Genomic DNA, 22272 nt, shown 5'->3' on the forward strand with positions numbered 1-22272 from the left:
TGGCCGGGTCAGACGGCCTTCAACCGGGCCGGCTGGCGAGTCGGCTCGACACCCAACTCGTCGGGGCGGGCGGCATCCTCCGGTGCGCCGCTGTCGGGCGGCTGGAACAGGTAGCGGACGAACTCGCCGCCGGTCTCGTTCTCCTCGGAGCCGGGCCACTGACCGACGACGTCCACCCCGATGACCTCCCGGCCACCTTCGTCGGTCTCCTCGAGCAGTGCCCAGAGCGACACCGGGTAGCAGCGGGTCGTGTCCGGGGCGAGCCGCCAGCGGGCGTACCAACCGGGGCGGGCCGGGACGATCTCGACGATCCTCTTCATGGTGACCTCCGGAGGCACGCGGGTCTCGCTGGCCGACCCGATCATCTGTCCCGGTCGGGTGACGGATCCTCACCCCGGCCGGATGAGCCGCCCGCACCTCGCAGTCCGGGCCCCGAGGCGTTTCGCCGGTGCCCGGTCGGGAAGGCGGTTGATCGCGCCGGCAGGCGTACGGTCGGCCGGCTCGGCCGACCCGGCCCGCAGGTGGCGAGACGCGGAGCGAGCCGAGGTGGGCCCAGGATCGGCCGATCGGCCGGTACGACTCGAGGGCTCACGACGACGAGCGCAGCGAGGAGACGGCATGAGCGGGAAGCAGATGGAGGGCGACAACCAGCGGCGGCGCACTCTGGCCCGGCAGGCTAGGCAGCGGGGCCAGCGGCCGAGCGAGGTAGGCGCGACCTTCGGCGCGGACAAGCAGCTCACCAGCCTCGACCGGGGCCGCCGGGACGGTCCCCCGCAGGCCGGGGGCCGCAAGCCGAACGCCGAGAGCGGCGCTCCGGTCGTCCCACCGCCGAGCCCGGCCGAACGGCCCACCCCGGCTCCGGACGCGCTGGTCGGTACGACGACCACCGACGTCCCGGTGATCGGATACCGGGATCTCGTCTCCGACATCGGACGCCGGGCCGGCATCGACTTCGAGCAGGCCCGCGCCGCCGCCGGAGCCACCGTGGTCGCGCTGGCCCGGGCGTTGGACACCGCCGACCGGCAGCGGCTGCTCGACGCCGTACCAAACCAGGTGCACGACGACGGCGCGCTGGCCGCCGCCAACCAGCGCCGCGACCTGGCCGGTTTTCTCGACGAGGTGGCCCGGCTGACCCACCGCAGCCCGGAGCAGGCCCGGTATCAGGCGCAGGCGACGCTGGGCGCGCTCGCCGCGCAGGACGGCGCACTGATCGACTCGCTGAACCTGCCGCCGGAACTGCGGGACCTGCTCGGCACGGAACCGGCCGGCGGTGGCCTGGTCGACCCGGGCGGCGCCACCGCCGCGCTGACCGACGAGGAACTCCGGGACGCGCTAGCGAGCCTTCCCTACTGGTCCGGGGATCGCCGCAGGCTGACCCGCACCATCGAGCTGCCGCCGGAGAACCTGGACCGGGTGCTGGGCCGGCTTGCCCGACTGCGCCCGGAGACCGGCCGGGGCCCCACGGTCGGGCGTGAGGCACCGCAGACGGCGGTGCTCACCGTCCGGACCCGGTCGCTGGACGCGGTGACCGCGCTGGACGTGGCGCTCGCGCACCAGGTCGACGAGGCGATCGACGAGGTGAACGCCGGGATGGCCGCGCCGCCACCCGAGCGGTCGGGTGGTCCGCGCTTCGGTCCGTGACCCACGGCTCGCCGACCCGCCGGGAGCTGCCCGGGGCCGAGCGCCGGGTGGCCGGCCCGGCCGCGCTACCGGCGGGTCGGCAGCTCCGGGGAGGCGCTCTCCAGCGGTACGGCGTTCGCCGGCACCAGGCCGAGTTGGATCGCCTGCCGGGTGAAGGCCGCGTCCAGCAGCCAGTCGGCACTGACCCGGGCCCGGTTCGCGGGCATCGCGACCAGGTGGTAGCCCCGGGTCACCGCCTTGGCCGGGAGCCCGGACAGTGGCACCCGCACCGGGTTCGCGGCCGCGTCGGTGCCGCCGAGATCCACCACGAACCCGAGGTCGTGATGCCGGTACGGTCGCCGCTTGCCCTGCCCGTACGAGGCGGCGACGTTGTGCGCGGCCAGTTTCCCCTGCCGCTGTGCGTGCTGCGCGGTCATCGCCGTCACCTCACCCGGCCTGGTCAGGTCGGGTACGGCGGCGGCGTCCCCGCAGGCGAAGACGTCGGGAAAGCCGGGCACGTTCAGGAACTCGTCCACCACCAGTCGCCCCTTCTCGGTGGGCAGCCCCAGGTCGGCCACGAGCGGGTCGGGGCGGACGCCGACGCACCAGACCAGCGAGCGGGTCGGCACGTACTCGCCGTCACTGAGCCGTACGCCGTCGGCCGTCGCCTCGGAGACCGTGGTGCCCATCCGGACGTCCACGCCCCGCGCGTCGAGCACCCGGCGGGCGGTCTCCGACATCCGTTGGTCGAGTTCCGGCAGTACCCGCTCGGCGAGGTCGAGCAGCATCCAGCGCGGCCGTACGCCGAGTCGCGGATGCTGGGCCGCCAGCGCGTCGGTGAAGAGCTGACCGTGCGCGGCCACCTCGGTACCGGTGTAGCCGGCGCCGACCACCACGAAGGTGGTCCGGGCGTCCCGCTCCGCCGCATCCGCTGTCGCCTCGGCCAGCTCGATCTGGCAGACCACGTGATCGTGCAGGTAGAGCGCCTCGGGCAGGCCTCGGAACCCGTGCGCGTGCTCGGTGACCCCGGGGATCGGCAGCAGCTTGTTGACGCTGCCGACCGCGATGATCAGCCGGTCGTACTCGAGCTCGCCGGGGACGCCCTCGGCACCGGTGTAGTCGACCCGTTTCGCGGCCAGGTCGATGTGCTTCGCCTCGCCGATCACCACTCGGACCCCGCGGAGGGTGCCGGCAAGGGAGACCGAGACCCGGCTCGGTTCCAGGATCCCGGCCGCCACCTCGGGCAGCAACGGCAGGTACAGGAAGAAGTCGGTCGTGTTCAGCAGCTTGATCTCGGCCCGGCCGTTGGCGATCCGGGACAGGCTCCTCGCCGCGTGGTAGCCAGCGAACCCGGCCCCGACGATCACAACGCGCGGTTTGGTCATGGAAGTGCCCGTTCCCGGTCATCCGCCGGGCAAACCCACCATTGGCCGCGACCGGGACGGCGGGACCGGCGGGACGGCGGGTCCGGTGAGACGGCGGACCGGCGGGACGGCGGGTCCGGTGAGACGGCGGGACCGGCGGGACGGCGGGTCCGGTGAGACGGCGGGACCGGCGGGACGGCGGGTCCGGTGAGACGGCGGGACCGGCGGGACGGCGGGTCCGGTGAGACGGCGGGACCGGCGGGACGGCGGGTCCGGTGAGACCGGCAGACCGACGGGACGGCGGGGCCGGCGGGTGGGGCGCTATGCTGTGACCGGCTCCGATGCGGCCGGCCGCTTGCGCCCGCTGGGTTTGGTGAACGCATCGGTCGATGGCGTGACTGTCGTGACGGAGACTCCCGAAGGCGGCTCGGTCAGTAACGCAAGCGCTGGTGCGACGGCCGCCGGCATGGAGCTTCGATGACCGCGTCAGCCTCTGACCCCACGAACGCCGCAGCCGACCCGGGCCAACCCGGTGCCGGCCCGACGCCCCCGACACCCGGCCCCAAGGCGATGGCCAGGGCCCTACGCGGCGAGTTGCGCGGCCGGTTCGACCTGGCGGTGACGCACAGCGAATGCCTGGAGATCGTCGCCCGCCAGCACAGCGTCGACAACTGGAACATCCTGGCCGCCCGGCAGCAGGGTACCGACGCCTCGCCGTCCGGCATCGCCGCGGCGGAAGCCGGGCTTCCGTGGGGTGCCCGCAACAGTACGGTTCCGGTGCTACGCATCTTCGCGGTCGATCCGGCGATCCAGTTCTATGTGGACTTCCTCGGTTTCACCCTCGACTTCGGCGGGCCGAACGCCGGTCCCGGCACCGCCTACTACGGCCAGGTGTCCCGGGACGGCACCACCCTGCACCTGGCCGAGACCGCGTACGACGCTGGACAGGGTGCGACGGTGTTCCTCTGGGTAGACGGCGTCGACGAACTGCGTGAACGGTTGAACCGGCGGCGTACCGAGGTGCCGGTTTGGGGACCCGCTGTCTGGACGCCCAGGGTGGAGCGGGCCCAGTGGGACGGCCGGGTGCTCACCGTCGCCGACCCGTTCGGCAACCACCTGCGGTTCGGCGAACCCGACGACCCGAAGTTGCGGGCCGGGTTGCCCCGCTGGGCGTAACGGCCGCTGCCGCAGGGTGCGGTCGGTCCGGTCGGGCTGGCCGAACCCTGCGGTCCTGGGCGGGCCTCACTATGCTCTTGATCGCCAGACGTGAGGCCTTCGTTGAGCCTGTGGAGGACGCCAATCCATGTTCATGGCCCTGCTGCTCGATCTCGCCAATATTCTGGGTGGTTTCCTGCTCGCCGTCGCACTGCTGCGCCGGCTACCCCGGGTCGGCGACGACCTCGGGCGCTTCGCTGCCAGGGTGGCGCCGTTCGGTTGGGTGGTCGGGATCATCGCGCTGGTGGCGGGCGGCTACTACCTGATCGTCCACCTGGTCTCCGGGCCCCGCCCGTTCCATTTCGAGGTGGTGGGGATCGGCGTCGGCCTCGCCCTGCTCTGGGACCGACTGACCGGCCGTCCGGCACCGCGGACGGAGGCCGAGGGCGCGGCAACCGGGGTCAGCCTGCTGCTCGCGGTCTTCGGGCTCATCGCGATGATCGTCGGCTTCCAGGGCCTCTTCACCCCGGACGGCTGATCCGCCCGGGACGGCCGACCGCGCTGCAAGACTGACCCGCGCTGAGGGCTGATCCGCACTGAGGGCTGATCCGCACTGAGGGCTGATCCGCGCCGGGCGGCTGCGACCCGCCCGGCGCATGACCCGCGCTCCCCTCGACCACGCCGGCCGCACCGGCGTCGATGCCGGCCGGCGTGACCGGTGGCATCGACGCCGGTCGGGGCCGGCGGTGTCGACTACGACTGCGCGGAGCGGGTGAGGCAGAACGGCTTGCCGACCGGGTCGGTGTAAACCCGGAACGTCCGGCCGCCGCCTGGCTGCCGGGTCGCGCCCAGGGCCAGCACCGCCGGCTCCGCGACGTCGAAGTCCTCGACGCTCACGTCCAGATGGACCTGCTGCGGGTACGCCGGATCCGGCCAGCGTGGCGCCGCGTAGTCGGCCACCTGCTGGAACAGCACCGGGTGCTCGCCATCATTGCCGATCATCGCCATGCCGTCGGCCTCGTAGGTCACCGGCTTGCCGAGCAGCTCGGCGTAGAAGGCGCTCAGCGCCTTGGCGTCGGGGCAGTCCAGCATCACGCCCATCAGCGTGGTGTCGGGGTTGTCCGCCTTCAGGCAGAGGTCGAAGGGATGCCCGGCCGGGTCCGCCACCGTGTACCACGTCTCGGCCTTGTTCAGCAGGGTCCCACCGAGGTTGACGGCCCGGTCGAGGGCTGCGTCGAGGTCCGGCACCCGCAGGTCGAGATGGGCCTGCTGCGGCCGGTCCTGGCCGGGCCAGCGCGGCGGCCGGTGGTCCGGAGCCAGCTGCAGGCCGACCTGCCAGCCGTCGGGCGTGTCGAGGGTGATCCAGTCGTCGTCGACGCCAGCCGTCACCCACCCGGCCAGCTCCCGGTAGAAGGTGGCAAGTCCCGTGATGTCCGGCGCGTCGAGCACGACCATCTCCAGCTTCCCGATCAACAGTCACTCCCTGGTGTCGTGGTCCGTCCGCCGACATCCTGCCGGTGGGGTACGACAGAACCCGCCGAGCGGAAGGAACTCGCCGAGGACGGCGACCGGGCCGGGCCTACCTCTCCGGCGCGTCTCCCTCCTCCGTGTCGGCTTCCTCGTCACCGCCGGGATCCCGACCGCCGGGCTCCCGCCACCGCTTCGGACTCGGTCCGGTGCGTTCGGCGTCGAAGGGGTTCTCGGTCGGCTCATCGCTATCTGCGAAGCTCGGCCGGCGAACCGCATCCGGCTCGGGCACCTGCACCGGTCGGGCGCCGAACTGCTCCGGCGGTTGGTCCGTGACCGCCTCCCGGGCGGCCTCGGCACCCTCCACCATCGGTGGTTCCGGCGTCCGGCGGTCGCGATGCAACTCGTCCCGGATCCGTTGCGGTGGTTCGGCGGCCCGTTGTGGTAGGTCGCGGCCGAGGTCGGCGACGAGGGGGCCGTATTTGGCGTCGAAGGCGGGGCGTTCGGAGCGGATTCGGGGCATGTGGTCGAAGTTGCGTAGGGGTGGTGGGCTGCTGGTGGCCCATTCCAGGGAGTTGCCGAAGCCCCAGGGGTCGTCGACGGTGACGGCTCGGCCGTACCGCCATGATTTCCAGACGTTGTAGAGGAAGAAGAGGGTGGAGGCGCCGAGGACGAAGGAGCTGATGGTGGAGATGGTGTTGAGGGTGGTGAAGCCGTCGGTGGGTAGGTAGTCGGCGTATCGGCGGGGCATGCCCTCGTTGCCGAGCCAGTGTTGGACGAGGAAGGTGCCGTGGAAGCCGAGGAACATGGTCCAGAAGTGGATTTTGCCGAGGCGTTCGTCGAGGAGTCGGCCGGTCATCTTGGGGAACCAGAAGTAGACGCCGGCGAAGGCGGCGAAGACGATGGTGCCGAACAGGACGTAGTGGAAGTGTCCGACGACGAAGTAGGTGTCGGTGGTGTGGAAGTCGACCGGTGGGCTGGCCAGTAGTACTCCGGTGAGTCCGCCGAACAGGAAGGTGACCAGGAAGCCGATCGAGAAGAGCATCGGGGTCTCGAAGGTCAGTTGGCCCTTCCACATCGTGCCGATCCAGTTGAAGAACTTGACCCCGGTCGGTACGGCGATCAGGTAGCTGAGCCAGCTGAAGAACGGCAGCAGCACCTGGCCGGTGGCGAACATGTGGTGTGCCCACACCGTCATCGACAGGACCGTGATCGCGATCGTGGCGGCGACGAGTCCCTTGTAACCGAAGATCGGCTTGCGGGAGAAGACCGGGATGACCTCGGTGATGATGCCGAAGAACGGTAACGCCACGATGTAGACCTCGGGATGGCCGAAGAACCAGAACAGATGCTGGAACAGGAGCGGCCCGCTGTTTGCCGGGTCGTAGACGTGCGCGCCGAGGCGCCGGTCGGCGTAGAGGGCGAGCAACGCCGCGGCCAGCAGCGGGAAGACCAGGATCACCAGCAGCGCGGTCAGCAGCATGTTCCAGGTGAAGATCGGCATCCGGAACATCGTCATCCCCGGCGCCCGCAGGGTCAGGATGGTGGTGATCAGGTTGACCGCGCCCAGGATCGTACCGAGCCCGGACAGGACCAGCCCGATGATCCACATGTCCGCGCCGATGCCCGGTGAGTGCTGCGCCCGACTCAACGGCGGGTACGCCGTCCACCCGAAGTCCGCCGACCCGTTCGGCGTCAGGAAACCCAGCAACAGCAGTGACCCACCCAGCAGGTACAACCAGTACGCCAACCCGTTCAACCGGGGGAACGACACATCCGGCGCACCCACCTGCAACGGCACCACATAGTTGCCGAACGCGAACGCCAACGGAGTCGCGAACAGCAGCAACATGATCGCGCCATGCCCGGTGAAAAGCTGGTTGTACTGCTCCGTCGACAGAAACTGCAAACCCGGACGCGCCAACTCCGCCCGCATCAACATCGCCATCACACCAGCAACGATGAAAAACGCGAACGACGTCACCAGATACAACAACCCGATCTGCTTCGCATCCGTGGTACCCAACAACCGAAGCAACGTACTGCCCGGCACCACACCCCGAACCGGCCCCGGATAACCACCCGAACCAGCGGGGGCCAGGATCAACCGGCCTGGGTCATGTCCGGGTTCGGTGGTCACCCGTTTCCGCATCGCGGCTCATCCCATCGACGAACGAACTGGTAGGGCGAGGGGTGGCACCGGTGCCGGAAGCCCTGCGGTACGGTGCGGTTGCTGGCGGGCCAGCCGGGCAGCTCAGCCGGCGGGTTCGAAGACGGCCCGTACACAGTCGTCGAGCTTCTGCTTGAACATCTCGTAGCCGCGCGGCGCCTCGTCCAGCGGCATGGTGTGCGTGCCAAGGTGCTCGGTGACCAACTCGCCCCGGGCCATCCGCTCCAGCAGCATCGGGATGTACCGCTGCCCGTGCTGCTGCGCGCCCCGCAGGGTCAGCCCCTTGTTCATCAGCGCGCCGAGCGGGAACTTGTCCACCATGCCGGCGAAGACGCCCAGTACGAAGACGCTGCCGCCCTTGCGGCAGTGGTGGATCGCCTCCCGGGCCGCGACCGGCCGGTCGGTCTCGATCCGCAACTGCTGCTTCACCTGGTCGTACCAGAGCTGCGGGCCCCCGCTGCGGGACTCCATCCCGACCGCCTCGATGCAGACGTCCGGGCCCCGGCCGCCGCTGCGTTCCAGCAGTTCACCGCCGATGTCCTGCCGTTCGTAGTTGAGCGTCTCCACGCCGAGGTGCCGCTGCGCCATCTCCAGCCGGTTGTCGAGCCGATCGATGACGATCACCCGCTCGGCGCCGAGCAGGACGGCGGCCCGGGCCGCCAGCTGTCCCACCGCTCCGGCGCCCCAGACCGCCACCACGTCCCCCGGCCGTACCCCGCCGAGCTCCGCGCCCATCCAGCCGGTCGGCGCCGAGTCGGAGGCGAACACCGCCCGCTCGTCGCTCACCCCCTCCGGGACGGTGAAGGCGCCCTGGTCGGCGTAGGGCACCCGGATGTACTCGGCGTGGCTGCCGGCGAAGCCGCCGAGCGCGTGCGAGTACCCGTAGCAGCCGCCGGGCGCGAAACCCCAGACGTTCTCGGTGATCGCCGGGTTGGTGTTCCCGTTGTCGCAGAGGGAGAACTGCTGCTGTTGGCAGTACCAGCACCTCCCGCAGGAGACGAAGGAGCAGACCACCACCCGGTCGCCAACCCGGTGCTTGCGCACCTGCGGACCGACCTCCACGATCTCGCCGAGGAACTCGTGCCCGATGACGTCGCCGCGTTCCATGAACGGCACGTACCCACCGAGCAGGTGCAGGTCCGATCCACAGGTCACGGTCCGGCGCACCCGTACGATCGCGTCCTGGGCGTTGCGGATCCGCGGCTCCGGCACCTGCCGTACGGCGAGTTCGTTGGCCCCCTCCCACACCACCGCCTTCACAGTCGACCCTCCCGGCGGCCGTGCCGGGTGACCAGTTGGAGGGGCCGGTTCAGCGGGGTCGACTCGATGGTTGGCGGAGCGTCGGGGTGCAGCACCTCGCTGGTCTCGATGAGCTGCTTCGCCTCCCGCAGCGCCGCCCGGATCGCCTGGTCGGGGTCCCGGCCCAGCACTCGCTGGACGGCCTCGACCGCCGGGAGCCGGTCGCCGTCCCTGAGCCGTACCGCGATCTCGGTGCCCCTGTCGCCGGCTGCCGGGCGGACCTGGATCTCCACCGCGTCGCCGAGGCCGGTCAGCGGCTCCGGCAGCTGGCCGTGCACGCCGATCTGGTCCGCCGGGAGGTTCACCGTGGCGACGTGCCAGCGTGGCTTCCGGCGACCGACCACGCGCTGCGCCCGCTGCCCGGCAGCCTGCCCCGATCTGCCGAGCAGTCGCCGGGCGGCCAGCCCACCGGCGACCATCGCCGCCCCTGTGACCAGCCACCTCATCTGTCGGCCCCCGTCGACGTCCAACGCTGCTACGGTGCGGTCGCGGCGAACCCGCGAGCCCCACTGGGCAAACCCTCTCACAACGGACGCATGACGCACGGAGGATCCGGATACTTCGCCCGTCGATTGGGCAAGGGGCAGACTTGCCGCAGCATCGCCGAAGCGCAGGACCGAAGGAGGCCCCCTTGCCACCGACCTCACAGCCTCTACGCAAGCTGGGCTTCCGCACCATCGGGTTGTTCGATGGGGCCGATCCGCGCCGGAGCCACGAGGTGGAACGGTGACCGGCGGCGGTGCCGTTCCCGGCCTGGCACCGGGTGCCCGCTCGCCCGTGGGCACCATGTTCGCGGCGCTGTACGGCGAGTTGACGCCGCATCCGTGGCGGGATCCGGACGCCGACCGGGACGCGTACGGACTCTTCCACGACCGGTCGCTCGCCCTGAACTGGCTCGACGACGTCGGCGGAATCGTCCGGTTCACCGACGCGGGCGTGCAGGAGCGGCCGACCGGGGCGCCGGGGCTGTGGGGCATGAACGACGCCGGGCAGGACCACCCGCTCGCCACCGCCGGCACATCCCTGGTCGCCTGGTTCCAGGTGGGGGTCGAGCAGATGCCCGGCGACCGACCGCTGCCGGTGCAGCCGTTCCTGCGCTGTGCCGGTGACGTGGCGGCCCGGATCGGCACCCTGGAACTACGGGCGGTGCAGGTGCTGCTGCCCGTCCAGGGCCTCGATCCGTCGTCGTCACCTCCGGAGTACGCCGGCATGCCGTCGCTGCGCACCGCCGGCTGGTTCCGCGACGCCGACCCGAGGTCGCGTACGCCGGTGAGGGTCACCCTGGACAGCGGCCGGGCCCCGGCCATCGCCTCGACGGCGCCGCTGATGCACGAGCGGCTGGGCCGACTGGAGCAGCACGTGTTCGAGTACGCGTCCTACTCGCTGACCGAGCATGACCCGCTGGCGACGACGGCGCCGTTACACCCGTTTCACGACGGTCTCTGGAGCGGCCCGCCCCGGCACCGGGCCACCTTCTCCGGCAGGCTCGCCGAGTGGTCGCTCGACGCGCTCGGCTGGCTGGCCGGCTTCCTCGCCGACCTGAGCGCCGGCCAGGGGGTCGGCACACCCCTGCTGCTCACCGCCAGCCAATCAAAGTCGACTACCGGACCGGGCCGATAGCCCCGGCACCCGCAGCGGGCAAGGCGTTCCCAAGATTCTTGACGATCTGTGGTTCGCTCTGGACCATTAGTCGCCAAGAATCTTGAGGACCGTTCCACATCGTGGACGCGTCGTCCAGCTGCGGACACGACTGGCGCGCTGGCCGCGCTTTCTGGTGACGCGGACGTGCTGCGGTACTACCCACGCCCGAAGGATCGCGCCGACGCGCTGAGCTGGACAGGTGGAATCAGGACCTGTACCAGCCGCCACCTCGCGATCAGGGGTACCGGTACGTGCCTACGCGGCACGCCTGTCGCGGTGACAAGTTGGTCGGATCGATACCGGTCAGGTCCGACCCGACACCACTCGTCGTACGGCACCGGCCGGACTGGCGCCGCTGGTGGCGGTACTGCCGAGGTGGACTCTGCTGGCGGTGCTGCCCGGACCGGGGGCGCTCGGTGCTCGTACACCTGGTTCTGCGAAGGCCCGGTCCGGCGCCGCAGCCCGCGCCGGTCGGCGGACCTCTGCCACGGCCCCTCCCCCGCAGCCTCAACAGCACGCGGCGATGCCGGCGGCAAGCGGCGATGTCGGCCGCAACCGGCAGGGATCAGCGCCCTCCCGCCACGTTCCGGATACCGCTGCATATTCCGGCTACGCCCACACATGGGATTTGGCGCTGTCGCGCCGCTACTGCCGGGGAACCGACAGCGGCCGGGCAGCCGGAATCGCAGACTCCGGAGCACACATCGCAGCACCCCGATTGGAGGTCAGATGCGACTCCGTCCCCGCATCCTCGGCACCGCCCTGGTCGCCGCGCTGGCGGCCACCGCCCTCGGCCCGCCCGCACCGGGCCAGGCCGCCGCCGCCGACCGGTTCGGCTTCGCCTACGTCGACAATCCGATCCTGCCGGCCGCCTGGACCGTGCTCGACCCGAGCCGGCAGTGGGGCAGCTGGAAGACCGCCTTCCCCGGCCTGTTCGCCGAGGGGATGCGGCAGGCCCCCGGCCGCTACCTGATCAAGTTTCCGCAAGTCGGCGCCGGGTCACGCGGAAACGTGCACGTCACGCCGGTGAACCGGACCGGACACTACTGCGAGATCGTCCGCTGGGGCCAGTCGGGGGCGGACGAGATCGTCGACGTGCAGTGCCACAAGCCGGGTGGGGCACGAGACGACACCCGGTTCACGGTGCTCTGGACGTACAGCTCCGGGCTGGTGCCGACGGTCGAGGGCAGTCACGCCTGGCTCCAGTGGGGACCGGCGGCGATCGTGCAGGCGTACAACTCGGCCGGCGGTGGGGTCAGCGTCGTGCCGGGTGGGGTCGGGTTCTACCAGGTCCGGCTCGGCGGGGTCGGAGTTGCGGGCACGCTGGCCGGCAACCTCCAGGTGACGGCGGTGCAGCCGAACGCCGGACCGCGCCGCTGCAAGGTCGTCCGCTGGGGCGCCAGCGGGCTCGACATCATCGCGTACGTCACCTGCTTCGACCAGGGTGGGGCGCCGGTGAACAGCGAATTCACCCTGTCGTACCACCGTGAACGGGCCGTCTACGGCTCGTTCGGTCCGCCGAAGTACACCGGCTACCTCTTCTCGGCGGGCGCCGGCCAGACGAACTGGAACTATCCGGCCGGCGGGTTCGGGTTCAACTCGTCCACCCCACTCGCGCCGGCCGGCCGCTATCTGGTCACGTATCCGTTCCTGACCGAGAAGGAGACTCACGCCCAGGTCACCGGCTACGGACCCGGCGCCAACTACTGCCACCTGACCCAGCCCTGGACGCTCTCCGCCGCCCCGGCCGCCGAGGTCGACACGATCTGCTTCGACAACACCGGCAGCCCGGCGCCGCACGGGTTCCTCTCCACCTTCACCTCCCGGGTGTAGCGGTGCCGCGCGATGCCCGGATCACCGCCGTCCGCGCAACTGCGCCACGATCGACGGATCGGTGATCCGGGCGTCGTCGGCGAGCAGGAACGCCTTGCTGAGGATCAGCCCGAGCCGGTCCTCCTCGAAGGGCAGGAAGAGATCTCCGGGCGCCTTCCGTCGGGCCGGCACGATGCAGAGGTAGGAGTCGTCCGGCTCCATCAAGATGTTCGCACTACCCAGATGGATCTTGTATGTCCGCAGTTCGCCCCGGACGACGAGATAGCGGTCGGTGAGGAGGCACCGGTCGGCGATCTTCGTCCGGGGCAGGATCCGGGCCAGCGCCTCGCGGCGGACCCGGGCACTGCTGCTCAGTTCCCGGCTGCTCTCGCCCCGCCAGTAGTCGAGGTACCGCGTCTGGTCGTCGGTCCAGTGCGGATCGGCGGCGATCGAGGTGACCGCGACGAAGAGGTCCACGTCGCGCATCGCCTCGCTGAACAGCTCCACCGGCACGTCGGTCAGCGCGCTCGGCCGCCAGGCGCCCTCGCCCATCCGCTCGAACCACACCCGGCCGGTACTCGCGCACTCCACCCCCTCCTCGCCGAGGTAGTCGTGGTGCAAGCCGATCCGCCACGCCCCGCCGGCCAGTGCCCGGTACGCCTGCCCGCTGTCCCCGCCGTCCCACGGGCCGAGCATCCCGGTCGTCCAGCCCCGCCCCTTCAGCAGCGCGTAGAGCTGCCGGTAGTGCACGATGTGCGCCGCGAACCGCAGCGAGTGGTCACCGGTCTCCACCTCGGCGGGTGTCAGCAGGTACACCTCGCGGAACGCCTGCCGGAACGGCTGGCGCAGCCGCCGCTCGGTCAGCAGGTCCCGCCAGGCCCGGACCTCGTCGACCCCGGACCGCACCGGATGCCACAACCGGATCGGCGCCTCCGGATCGGGCGGCGGCAGCGGCGTGCCCGTGACGTCCCGGAACAGCTCACCGGCCCCGTCCGGCTCCCCCGCCCGCCAGCCGTCGTCCGGCAGCCCGGCCCGCCACCGCCCGGACGCGTCCGGGAACTCCCAGATCAGCCGCCGCGCCACCTGCCAGCCGAGACCGTTGCCCGTCAGCCCTTCCCGCCACTGCCGGTACGGCTGCGCCGACGCCGCCGCAAAGCCCGCCTCCAGGGTGCGGGCCAGTGCCGCGAGCTGATTCGTGGCCTGCTTCACCCGGGCGCGCAGCTCCTTGAGCCCATCGGGGTGGTCGCGCCGGACCGGCGCCGGCACGGTCGTCGAGAGGGTGCCGTCGGCGCGTCGCCAGCGCAACAGCACCTTCTCCGACACCGTCAGCACGGCCCGGTGGTCACCGACCGGTACGACACACTCGCCGTCGGCGTCGAAGCCGAGATCCGGCAGCCGGAGCACCGCGTCGGGCCGCTCCGCGAGCCCGCGCTCGACCCGCTTCAGCATCCGGTCGAGCTGCTTCGACGCGCCTTTGTGCCGGACCACCCCCCGCGCGGCGACCAACGCCGCCAGCACCTGCGGAGTGGGGAACTCGGCGCCGGCCCGAGCCACCTCGTAGAGCAGTGCCTGCGACGGCAGGGTGTTGGCGCTGGTCGGGGCGACCGCCACGCCGAGTAGCAGCGGGCGCAGCAGCTCCGGCAGCCACGGCTCGTCGCGGAGCAACGCGATCCGGACGGCCCGGCCCAGCGCCTCGACCTCGGTCCTGTCGAACGCCTTGTCGGCCGCGTACGGCAGTTCGCCCGCCTGGATCGCGGCGACCCGGGCGTGCGCGGTCTCCAGCGCTCGCCGGGCGAAGGACACATATTCCCCGAACGCGGCGAGGCGCTGCCAGGCGTCCGGAAGCTGCGGTGGGCAGAGGTAGGACGAGCTCGGGCTGACCTCGGCGACCAGGAGCTGGGCGGTCACCCCCAGCTTCACCAGCAGGTCGAACTCGTCGCGGGCGAACGAGTGGAACGACCAGGCGAAGAGTCGGGACAGGACCGGTCGGGTGAGAGCGCCGGCCAGCCCGGCGAGCGCGGCGACCGCGTACGGCTCGCCGACCTTGCCGTGCCTGAGCAGGCCCCGGGCGATGGCACCGGCGGAGCGGCGCACGGACGCCGGCCACGGGCCGTCACAGCGGAGCAGGGCAGCGGCGGCCAGCCTCGGGTTGGCGGCGTACGGCTCGCCGGCGGCCCGTTCGGCGTACGCCGCCAGCAGCGCCGCGCACGATTCCGGGGTGAACCTCGGCTGACGCTCCCGGACCGCCTGCTCCGCCACCCGTCGCACCGTCCAGCCGGGATGCTGGCCCCCGTCCGCCGGACGCGGCAGGTTGTGGGCCGTCACCAGCAGCACCCCGAACTCCCGGTCGCCAACCCGGGACAGGTCCACCGGCCGCTGCCCGGCGGCCGCCCCGGACTCCGGGTCCGGGTCGGTCATCCGGCGCAGCAGTACGGCCGCGTACGGCGACAGCGGCACCGAGAACACCGTCTCCTGCTCCACACCGGACATCAGACACCGACCAGCGGTACGAGTCGCACCATCATGGCGCCGCAGTCTAGGGCGACCCCCGGACAAGTGTGCCAGCCGATGATCATCCGGTATCCGGGCCTAGGGGCCGGCTGCCTCGGCCAACTCGACGGAGGCGTCACCGCACGCGGTTGTCCCCGCCGGCCACGGGCCGTCGCGGCCGGCCCGGAGGCGGCTACATCGCGGTCGGGCCGGGCATCGTCGCCGGCTCGGCCGGCATCGGGATCTGCAGAAAGGTCGTACCGCGCAGGTCGAGCCAGGCACTGGCCGGGGTACGCACCAGCCGGAGCATGACCTCCTCGCAGGCCGGACAGCGGGCGACCACCCCGGGTGCGTTCGAGTAGACCCGCAGGGCGGCCATCGGGCCGGTCCGGCCGCAGGAGGCACACCGGCCGGTGGCGGTGGTTAGGTCCACCGCGAACACGTCCCGCATCGGTCCGGCCAGCACGTTGCCGTCCAGGTAGTCCATCCGCCCCGGGTCGGGTCGAAGCTGATCGGTCATCTCGCCTCCAGGATCGTCGCTCAGCCGGTCGGACCGAACCGTTCGGTCTTGATCCGCCGGGGATGGTGCCCGAGCGCGACCAGGATGTCGGAGACCGCCTCGACGAAGCCGGTCGGACCGCAGACGAAGTTGACCGGTTCGAGCTGCGCCGGCCAGCCGTGGGTGTTGACGTCGGCGACGGCGACCCGGTGCGCCTGGCCGGAGAGCCCTTCCGGCACCTGCCGGGTGTAGACGTAGGCGACGTCGAGGCCCCGGTCGTCCCGGCTGCGCCGACGCAGCTCGTCGGCGAAGTAGACGTCCCGCTCGGAGCGGACCGAGTAGATCAGCCGGAACGGTACCCGGCTGCCGGCCGCCCGGCGGGCCCGGATCATCGCCATCAGCGGTGCGATCCCCGAGCCGCCACCGACCAGCAACACCGGCGCCGGGTCGGTCACCCGCCAGATGAAGTAGCCGCCGACCGGGCCGCGGACCTCGATCTGGTCGCCGACCGAGAGCCCGTCGAGCAGGTACGGCGAGACCTCGCCGTCCGGTACCCGCTGGACGGTCACCTCGATCCGGTCACCGTCGGCGGGCGCGGAGATCGAGTAGCTGCGGGCCGCCTGGTAACCGTCCTCGGCAGTCAGTCGCAGGTCGACATGCTGCCCGGGCAGGTGTCCCGGCCAGTCCGGCACCTCCAGCACCAGCGTGCCGGCGGTGGCGGTCTCGTCCCTGCGGTCGACCAGCCGGGCAACCCACCAGCCGGTCCGCTTCGTCAGTCTCCCTGGTATCGCTGTTCGCGCCATGGGTCACCGTAATCGTGATAGCCGGCGGTCTCCCAGAAACCGGGCTCGTCGGTCAGGCCGAGGCGGATGCCGCGCACCCACTTCGCGGACTTCCAGAAGTACAGGTGCGGCACCAGCAACCGGGCCGGCCCACCGTGCTCGGCCGGCAGGTCGGCACCGTCGTACCGGTGCACCACCCAGGCCTGCCCGTCACGCAGGTCGGCAAGCGGCAGGTTCGTGGTGTAGCCGCCGTACGAGTGCACCAGCGCGTAGTCGGCTGCGGTGTCGACGCCGTCGAGCAGGGTGTCCAGGGAGACGCCCTGCCAGTTCGTGCCGAGCTTCGACCAGTGGGTCACGCAGTGGATGTCCACCGTCGGGGTCTCGTTGGGCAGTGCCCACATCTCGTCCCAGCTCCACCGGAACTCGGTACCGGTCTCGGTGGTGATCACGAACTCCCAGTCCGTCGGCGTGACCCGGGGGGTCGGGCCGGCGGAGAGCACGGGGAAGTCCTCGGTCAGGTACTGCCCCGGCGGCAGATCCGGCCCGGACTGCCGGCGCCGGCCCTGGAAGCCTGGTGACACGATGCCCACCCGCTAGTCGTACCACCTCGGGGTGCGGCGCAGGTTACAACCGGGGGATTTGCCGCCGGGCGGTGCCGGCGGGACGCCCGGTGCGGTCAGGGCCGGGACGCCCGGTGCGGTCAGGACCGGTCCGGCCGGGCGGTCGCCGAGTCGGTGCGCTGGTCCGGTGCCGGTCGCCCGGAGGCCGTGTCGACCTCGCCCAGCACCTCGGCCGGGAGTCCGGGCCAGTACGCGGAGGCGGTGTCGAGGAAGTAGTCCTCCCCGGGTCCCAGGTGTGCCCGGTGGCCCGCCGGTGGTAGACGTAGCCGAACGGATGGGTCCGGTAGATCCCGCCGCCGTCCCGGCGTATCCGGTCCAAGAGTCCGAGGTCGACGGAGCGGGGCACCGGCCGCCAGCCGCCGACCGCCTCCAGGTCCCCCCGGGCGATCAGGATCGTGCCGCCGGCCACCACCTGACAGTCGGACTCGGCCGTGCCGGACGGCCGGCGCAGCGTCACGCCCCTGGTCTCCAGGTGCACGAACTCGGATCCCTTGCCCACCAGGGTCGCCCCGGAGTAGTGCCGGGCCAGCACCAGGTCCCAGACGTGTTCGGCGGCGTAGCTGTCGTCGTCGTCGAACTTGCTGACCAGGCTGCCCCGGGCCCGCCCGGTCGCGGCACCGAGCGCCGCACCGAAACTGGCGGTACCCGGGACCCGGACGACCTCGTACGGCCGGCCGGAGCCGGCCAGCGTGGCCCGGACCGGTTCCGGCAGCTCGACGCCGTGCAGGCAGAGCACGATCTCCAACTCCGGGTAGGTCTGCGCGACCAGCATCCGGACCACCGCCGGCAGCCGTTCGGGGCGCCTGGTCGGCAGGATCGCGCTCACCGACGGCACCGCGCCGAGCGGCGGGAACACCGTGGCGGCGAGCCGGGGCAGGGCGAACCCGGTGGCGTGCCCGCGCAGCGCCGCCCGGCGCTGCCGGACGCTGCGCGTTTCCAGGGCCAGCCCGCCGCCGTCCGGTGCCGGGGCGGTCAGCAGGGTGCGCAGTTCCGGCACGATCAGCCCGGCGACCCGTTGCGGCAACGCCGGGACGGAGAGCACCGCGCCGGTCATCGCGATCTGAACCAGCAGCGCCGCCACCGCGACCGGCTCGGCGTCGGGGACCTGCGGGCAGTCGACCACGCCGGTCCGACGCAGCGCGGCGAGCACCGGCGCGGTCACCCCGGGCCCGTCCAGCGGGTACATCCCGGGGCCGGGCCGGCGGGTGGCCGGGAGGAAGTCGAGGCGTACCCGGGGAGCGTCCGGCCGGTAGCAGTCCGGCCGGCGGCCGCGCGGGTTGATCCGCAGCGCGTCGACGAGTACGGCCGGTGCCGTCCCCGGCGGCTGCAGACCGTGCCGGACGGCGGGCCAGTCGACCGCGTATGGCGGGCTGTCCGGTTCCACCCCGGTGTCGCCCGGCCCCCGCAGCAGTATGTCGTGGGCCCGGATGTCGGGGCTGCCGACCACATCGCCGCGGAGCACCGCCCCGGCCGCCGGCAGGTACGCCGGCAGCGTCCCGTGGCTGGTCAGGCTGGCCTCGGCCGGCGCCGGCAACGGCCGCCCCGGCGCCAGCGCGGCCAGCGCGGCCCGCAGCACCTCGCGCAGTTGCGCGGGCCGGGAGAGCCGGAGGGTGACGACGGCGGTCCCTCGTCCCCGGCAGGGCAGCGCCACCCGGTGCCGGCGCAGGTGCTCCAGCGCCCCGATGCCGCCCGACCAGCCGCGCCGGGGCGCCCGCCAGTACGCCACGACGACCACCGCCCCCCTGGTCGGGTACAGCGCGGCGGGCCGGCCCAGCAGGTCCCGGAGTCGGTCGGTCGAACCGGCGAGAACCACCACCCGCCGTACGCCCGGGATCCGCAGTACGCGCAGGCCGACGAGGCGGCCAAGGAGTTCCGCCCGACCGGCCCGGGGCACACCAACCAACCGCCAGTGATCACGCCACTTCACCCCGTGACGATAGGCCCTGTTCCGGGCGGTCGACGGCAACGACGCGGGCCGACACGACGACCACGCCACGGCGATCGCGCCTCGGCGACCGCTCGACGACGCCCACGCCACGGCGACCGCTCGACGACACCACCTGGACGGGCACCTGGCCGACTGTCCTATCGTGCACGGATGACCACACCCCGACCGGCCGGGGCCGGCCCACTGTCCGGCGTCCGGATCGTCGAGCTGGCCGGCATCGGCCCGGGCCCCTTCGCCGCGATGGTCCTCGCCGACCTGGGCGCCGACGTGGTCCGGGTGGACCGGGTCGGTGAGGTCCGACCGGAGCGGTTCGGCACTCCCCATCCCGACCTGCTGAACCGGGGCCGCCGGTCGCTCGCCGTCGACCTCAAGGCACCGACCGGCCGGCAGGTGGTGCTCGACCTGGTCCGCACCGCCGACGCGCTGATCGAGGGCTTCCGGCCGGGCGTCACCGAGCGGCTCGGGCTGGGCCCGGACGACTGCCTGGCGGTGAACCCGCAACTGGTCTACGGCCGGATGACCGGCTGGGGCCAGGACGGCCCGAACGCCCGGTACGCCGGGCACGACATCGACTATCTGGCGCTGACCGGCGTACTGCACGGAATCGGCCGGGCCGGCGAGCGGCCGGTACCGCCGATGAACCTGGTCGGCGACTTCGGCGGCGGCGGGATGCTGCTCGCCCTCGGCGTGGTCTGCGCGCTCTTCGACATCCGGGGCGGCGGTACCGGCCAGGTGGTGGACGCGGCCATGGTGGACGGGGTGTCGCTGCTGGCAACGATGATCCACTCGCTGCGCCGGACCGGCCACTGGGGCGACGACCGCGGGGTGAACATCTTCGACGGCGGCGCCCCGTTCTACGACACCTACGAGTGCGCCGACGGCCGGCACGTGGCGGTCGGCGCGGTGGAACCGCAGTTCTACGCCGAACTGGTCCGGCTGACCGGGTTCCCGCTGGCGCCGGACGAGGCGCTGGACCGGAACGACCCGGCGAACTGGCCGGCACTGCACGAGGCCTGGGCCCGGCTGTTCCGCACCCGTACCCGGGACGAGTGGGCCGCGCTGCTGGAGCAGACGGACGCCTGCGTGGTGCCGGTCCTCGACTGGCGGGAGGCGCCCCGGCACCCGCACCTCGCCGCCCGGGACGTCTTCGTCGTGCACGCCGGGGCCGAGCAGCCCGCCCCGGCACCCCGGTTCAGCCGTACCCCGGGATCGATCCGCCGGCCACCGCCGCAGCCCGGCGAGCACACCGACGAGTTGCTGGCCGAACTCGGTCTCGACGCCGACCGGATCGGCGAGCTCCGTAGCGACGGCGTCGTCGCCTGAGTTCGGACGCTGTCGGCGGTTCGGGTCCTATCGCCGGTCGCCGTTCTCCCCGTCCCGGTGCAACCAGTCGAGCAGGTCCGCCGGGCCGAGCCCGGCCAGCCGGCGCCGGTAGTGCGCGAGTTCGTCGGGACGCAGCAGTTCCCGCCCCGCCCCGTTGGTGCCGCGCCGGAAGAACGCCTCCCGGTCCTTCAGCACCCCGGAGCGGTCCGGCACCAGCTCCGGCGCCCTGGCCCGCATCCGGGTGAAGGTGGCCGCCTCGACCAGCGCCGGCCAGCGCCGCTCCGGCACCTCGATGCCGAGCCGCCGGGCGATCCGACGCATCTGCCCGGCGAGATCCGCCGACAGGTCGGCGTAGTGCACCAGCAGCACGTTGGGCCGATGCCGCCGGGCCCAGGCGTCACCGAGGTGCCACAGCACCCCCGGCAGGGAGTCGAGTTCGTCGGCCGGTGCGACGTCGCGGTCGATCCAGGACAGCAGCCACTCCCGCACCGGCGTGCGTACCCGGGGCGGGCCGGTCGGCGTGGGCTGGCCGGTGAGCCGGGCGACCCGCTCCCGATCCAGGTTGCCGCTCTGGTGGTAGAGCGACACCGCCATGTCCAGCGGATCCCGGGCGACCACGATGTAGGTGGCGCGCTCGTCGAGGGGAAGCCCGTCCAGCGGGGTGTGTGTCTTGACGAACCGGCGGTGCGACTGGGCCCCGAGCGCGGCGACGACGTCGTCCCGGGCTTCGCCGAGCCAGTCGAGCCAGGGCGACAGCTCGGCCAGCGGCGCCGGCAGCTCCGGCCGCTGGAATACCAGCAGCGCGCAGATCATCTGCATCCAGGTGGTGCCGCTCTTGGACCGGGTGCTGATCACGATGTCACCCGGGCGGTACGGAAAGTCGATCCACCGGGCGCTGTCCTCGTCGCCGGACCGGTACCGCACGGGAGTTTGAGCCATTCGGCCAAGGATACCGGCCGGTGATCAACGGCGGAGGCAGGCGTGAGGGTGCGTACAACGGGTATCCGGCCGGCCGGCGAACCAGACAACCGGCGAGGAGCGGGATCCCATGGTGACCAACGCGGACGTACTGCGGTACCTGGAGTCGATGGACTTTCCGGCGCCGAAGGAGGACATCGTCCGGGAGGCCGAACGCGCGGGGGCGCCCCGCGAGGTGCTCCAGGCGCTGCGCGGGATGCCCCCGGTGGACTACCAGAACACCGAGGAGGTCGCCCGGTCCGCCAAGACCGACCTGGCCCCGGACGCCAGCCCGGCGGAGCTGGCCGCCAAGACCCGCGACCGTACCCACCAGCGGGTCGCCCGGCACATGCGCCAGATCTGAGCACCAGTTCCGACGATGCGGGGCAGACCCCGACGCGACCCACCCAAGGCATCGGTCCAGATGGCCGTCATCACGCTTGTCGGACTCTGTGTCGGCATACCGGCCACCCTCGTGCTGTCACCGCTGCTGGGGCCGCTGATCGGCTGGGACGCGGCGGCGGCGACCTACCTGGGGTGGACCTGGCCGGTGCTGTGGCCCCGGGACGCGCAGCGGACCGCCGAGCTGGCCGTCCGAGAGGACCCGAGCGGTCCGGTACGCGACGCCACGCTACTCGGGGCCGGGCTGGCCAGCCTGTCGGCGATCGGCATCCTGCTCGCCACCGACCAGGCGCTACACGGCGTCGACCGGAGACTGCACATCGGACTCGGCATCGCCAGCGTGCTGCTCTCCTGGACGGTCGTGCACACCGTCTTCACCGCCCGCTACGCCCGGCTCTACTACACCGGGGAGGACGGCGGGGTGGACTTCCACACCGAGGATCCGCCCCGGTACACGGACTTCGCGTACCTGTCGTTCACGATCGGGATGACCTTCCAGGTCTCCGACACCGGCCTGAGCACCAAGACGATGCGGGCCACGGTGCTCGGACACGCCCTGTTGTCCTACCTGTTCGGTGCGGTCATCATCGTCACGACCATCAACCTGGTCGCCGGACTGGCCCACTGACCATCCTGAACTGGGGCGGCGCACCGGACGGGGCGCCCGTGTCGTACGCGCTCACACGCGCGTCACGGGCGCCACGTCCGCCAGTGCACCGGTGA

General features: G+C 72.2%; 20 protein-coding genes. 8 read left to right on the forward strand and 12 right to left on the reverse strand.

The features are described 5' to 3' along the window. Nucleotides 1–8: 8 nt before the first annotated feature. Nucleotides 9–320 carry a hypothetical protein gene (locus tag EV371_RS18555; RefSeq protein WP_130463162.1) on the reverse strand — a complete coding sequence of 104 codons (312 nt, stop codon included), beginning with the start codon at nucleotides 318–320 and terminating at the stop codon, nucleotides 9–11. Between the two features lie 298 nt (nucleotides 321–618). Between EV371_RS18555 and EV371_RS18560 the strand changes: the two genes are divergently transcribed. Beyond that, a complete protein-coding gene (locus tag EV371_RS18560; RefSeq protein WP_130463163.1) occupies nucleotides 619–1641 on the forward strand; it encodes a DUF2267 domain-containing protein in 1023 nt (340 codons plus the stop codon). Nucleotides 1642–1706: 65 nt separating this feature from the next. Here EV371_RS18560 and EV371_RS18565 read toward each other — a convergent pair whose 3' ends face one another. Further along, nucleotides 1707–3005 carry an NAD(P)/FAD-dependent oxidoreductase gene (locus EV371_RS18565; RefSeq protein ID WP_130463164.1) on the reverse strand — a complete coding sequence of 433 codons (1299 nt, stop codon included), beginning with the start codon at nucleotides 3003–3005 and terminating at the stop codon, nucleotides 1707–1709. Between the two features lie 456 nt (nucleotides 3006–3461). Here EV371_RS18565 and EV371_RS18570 point away from each other — a divergent pair, with 456 nt between their 5' ends. After that, nucleotides 3462–4160, forward strand: coding sequence for a glyoxalase superfamily protein (locus EV371_RS18570; protein ID WP_130463165.1), 699 nt, complete (start codon nucleotides 3462–3464; stop codon nucleotides 4158–4160). Between the two features lie 127 nt (nucleotides 4161–4287). Beyond that, nucleotides 4288–4677: a hypothetical protein gene (locus EV371_RS18575; protein ID WP_130463166.1), complete on the forward strand. Its 390-nt coding sequence runs from the start codon at nucleotides 4288–4290 to the stop codon at nucleotides 4675–4677. A 215-nt stretch (nucleotides 4678–4892) separates the two neighbouring features. Here the strand turns inward: EV371_RS18575 and EV371_RS18580 are convergent, their stop codons facing one another. The 4 genes from EV371_RS18580 to EV371_RS18595 form a co-directional block, all read right to left on the reverse strand. Then, nucleotides 4893–5612 carry a VOC family protein gene (locus EV371_RS18580; protein WP_130463167.1) on the reverse strand — a complete coding sequence of 240 codons (720 nt, stop codon included), beginning with the start codon at nucleotides 5610–5612 and terminating at the stop codon, nucleotides 4893–4895. Between the two features lie 106 nt (nucleotides 5613–5718). Beyond that, on the reverse strand, nucleotides 5719–7758 hold the full coding sequence (gene ctaD, locus EV371_RS18585) for an aa3-type cytochrome oxidase subunit I (protein ID WP_130463168.1): 2040 nt from the start codon (nucleotides 7756–7758) through the stop codon (nucleotides 5719–5721). Between the two features lie 102 nt (nucleotides 7759–7860). After that, nucleotides 7861–9036, reverse strand: a complete 1176-nt coding sequence (locus EV371_RS18590; protein WP_130463169.1) for an alcohol dehydrogenase catalytic domain-containing protein — start codon at nucleotides 9034–9036, stop codon at nucleotides 7861–7863. Continuing rightward, complete coding sequence (locus tag EV371_RS18595) at nucleotides 9033–9545, reverse strand: SRPBCC family protein (protein WP_130463170.1); 513 nt, start codon at nucleotides 9543–9545, stop codon at nucleotides 9033–9035. Before EV371_RS18595 ends, EV371_RS18590 begins: the two co-directional genes overlap by 4 nt. Before the next feature lie 256 nt (nucleotides 9546–9801). On the opposite strand from EV371_RS18595, the gene EV371_RS18600 reads away from it, so the two are divergent. Together EV371_RS18600 and EV371_RS18605 are read left to right on the forward strand one after the other, a co-directional pair. Further along, the gene (locus tag EV371_RS18600; protein WP_207230530.1) at nucleotides 9802–10695 is read left to right on the forward strand and encodes a hypothetical protein; all 894 of its coding nucleotides are present in this window, start codon (nucleotides 9802–9804) and stop codon (nucleotides 10693–10695) included. 750 nt (nucleotides 10696–11445) lie between these two features. Further along, nucleotides 11446–12549 carry a hypothetical protein gene (locus EV371_RS18605; RefSeq protein ID WP_130463171.1) on the forward strand — a complete coding sequence of 368 codons (1104 nt, stop codon included), beginning with the start codon at nucleotides 11446–11448 and terminating at the stop codon, nucleotides 12547–12549. A gap of 21 nt (nucleotides 12550–12570) precedes the next feature. On the opposite strand, the gene EV371_RS18610 is transcribed toward EV371_RS18605, so the two are convergent. The 5 genes from EV371_RS18610 to EV371_RS18630 form a co-directional block, all read right to left on the reverse strand. Beyond that, nucleotides 12571–15018, reverse strand: a complete 2448-nt coding sequence (locus EV371_RS18610; RefSeq protein ID WP_130463172.1) for a DUF4132 domain-containing protein — start codon at nucleotides 15016–15018, stop codon at nucleotides 12571–12573. A gap of 193 nt (nucleotides 15019–15211) precedes the next feature. After that, a complete protein-coding gene (locus tag EV371_RS18615; protein WP_349339970.1) occupies nucleotides 15212–15538 on the reverse strand; it encodes a DUF6510 family protein in 327 nt (108 codons plus the stop codon). 20 nt (nucleotides 15539–15558) lie between these two features. Beyond that, entirely contained in the window at nucleotides 15559–16320 is a 762-nt protein-coding gene (locus tag EV371_RS18620) for an FAD-binding oxidoreductase (RefSeq protein ID WP_130463173.1), read from the reverse strand. After that, nucleotides 16290–16880: a molybdopterin-dependent oxidoreductase gene (locus EV371_RS18625; RefSeq protein WP_207230784.1), complete on the reverse strand. Its 591-nt coding sequence runs from the start codon at nucleotides 16878–16880 to the stop codon at nucleotides 16290–16292. Before EV371_RS18625 ends, EV371_RS18620 begins: the two co-directional genes overlap by 31 nt. Before the next feature lie 43 nt (nucleotides 16881–16923). Beyond that, the gene (locus EV371_RS18630; RefSeq protein WP_130463175.1) at nucleotides 16924–18846 is read right to left on the reverse strand and encodes a glycosyltransferase family 2 protein; all 1923 of its coding nucleotides are present in this window, start codon (nucleotides 18844–18846) and stop codon (nucleotides 16924–16926) included. Nucleotides 18847–19017: 171 nt separating this feature from the next. Here EV371_RS18630 and EV371_RS18635 point away from each other — a divergent pair, with 171 nt between their 5' ends. Continuing rightward, a complete protein-coding gene (locus tag EV371_RS18635; protein WP_130463176.1) occupies nucleotides 19018–20190 on the forward strand; it encodes a CaiB/BaiF CoA transferase family protein in 1173 nt (390 codons plus the stop codon). 27 nt (nucleotides 20191–20217) lie between these two features. Here EV371_RS18635 and EV371_RS18640 read toward each other — a convergent pair whose 3' ends face one another. Then, complete coding sequence (locus EV371_RS18640) at nucleotides 20218–21129, reverse strand: sulfotransferase domain-containing protein (RefSeq protein WP_130463177.1); 912 nt, start codon at nucleotides 21127–21129, stop codon at nucleotides 20218–20220. A gap of 109 nt (nucleotides 21130–21238) precedes the next feature. On the opposite strand from EV371_RS18640, the gene EV371_RS18645 reads away from it, so the two are divergent. Both EV371_RS18645 and EV371_RS18650 read left to right on the forward strand, forming a co-directional pair. Next, on the forward strand, nucleotides 21239–21511 hold the full coding sequence (locus EV371_RS18645; protein WP_130463178.1) for a DUF2795 domain-containing protein: 273 nt from the start codon (nucleotides 21239–21241) through the stop codon (nucleotides 21509–21511). Between the two features lie 60 nt (nucleotides 21512–21571). Continuing rightward, the gene (locus EV371_RS18650; protein WP_130463179.1) at nucleotides 21572–22177 is read left to right on the forward strand and encodes a DUF1345 domain-containing protein; all 606 of its coding nucleotides are present in this window, start codon (nucleotides 21572–21574) and stop codon (nucleotides 22175–22177) included. Nucleotides 22178–22272 lie beyond the last annotated feature (95 nt).

The organism is Plantactinospora sp. CNZ321 (assembly GCF_004217235.1).

Excerpts from the sequence above, each read along its gene's own strand:
- EV371_RS18560 (WP_130463163.1), top strand. The coding sequence starts at position 619 with ATGAGCGGGAAGCAGATGGAGGGCGACAACCAGCGGCGGCGCACTCTG.
- EV371_RS18575 (WP_130463166.1), top strand. The coding sequence starts at position 4,288 with ATGTTCATGGCCCTGCTGCTCGATCTCGCCAATATTCTGGGTGGTTTC.
- EV371_RS18605 (WP_130463171.1), top strand. The coding sequence starts at position 11,446 with ATGCGACTCCGTCCCCGCATCCTCGGCACCGCCCTGGTCGCCGCGCTG.
- EV371_RS18610 (WP_130463172.1), bottom strand. The coding sequence starts at position 15,018 with ATGTCCGGTGTGGAGCAGGAGACGGTGTTCTCGGTGCCGCTGTCGCCG.
- EV371_RS18565 (WP_130463164.1), bottom strand. The coding sequence starts at position 3,005 with ATGACCAAACCGCGCGTTGTGATCGTCGGGGCCGGGTTCGCTGGCTAC.
- EV371_RS18635 (WP_130463176.1), top strand. The coding sequence starts at position 19,018 with ATGACCACACCCCGACCGGCCGGGGCCGGCCCACTGTCCGGCGTCCGG.
- EV371_RS18615 (WP_349339970.1), bottom strand. The coding sequence starts at position 15,538 with ATGACCGATCAGCTTCGACCCGACCCGGGGCGGATGGACTACCTGGAC.
- EV371_RS18645 (WP_130463178.1), top strand. The coding sequence starts at position 21,239 with ATGGTGACCAACGCGGACGTACTGCGGTACCTGGAGTCGATGGACTTT.
- EV371_RS18620 (WP_130463173.1), bottom strand. The coding sequence starts at position 16,320 with ATGGCGCGAACAGCGATACCAGGGAGACTGACGAAGCGGACCGGCTGG.
- EV371_RS18570 (WP_130463165.1), top strand. The coding sequence starts at position 3,462 with ATGACCGCGTCAGCCTCTGACCCCACGAACGCCGCAGCCGACCCGGGC.
- ctaD (WP_130463168.1), bottom strand. The coding sequence starts at position 7,758 with ATGCGGAAACGGGTGACCACCGAACCCGGACATGACCCAGGCCGGTTG.
- EV371_RS18650 (WP_130463179.1), top strand. The coding sequence starts at position 21,572 with ATGGCCGTCATCACGCTTGTCGGACTCTGTGTCGGCATACCGGCCACC.
- EV371_RS18555 (WP_130463162.1), bottom strand. The coding sequence starts at position 320 with ATGAAGAGGATCGTCGAGATCGTCCCGGCCCGCCCCGGTTGGTACGCC.
- EV371_RS18640 (WP_130463177.1), bottom strand. The coding sequence starts at position 21,129 with ATGGCTCAAACTCCCGTGCGGTACCGGTCCGGCGACGAGGACAGCGCC.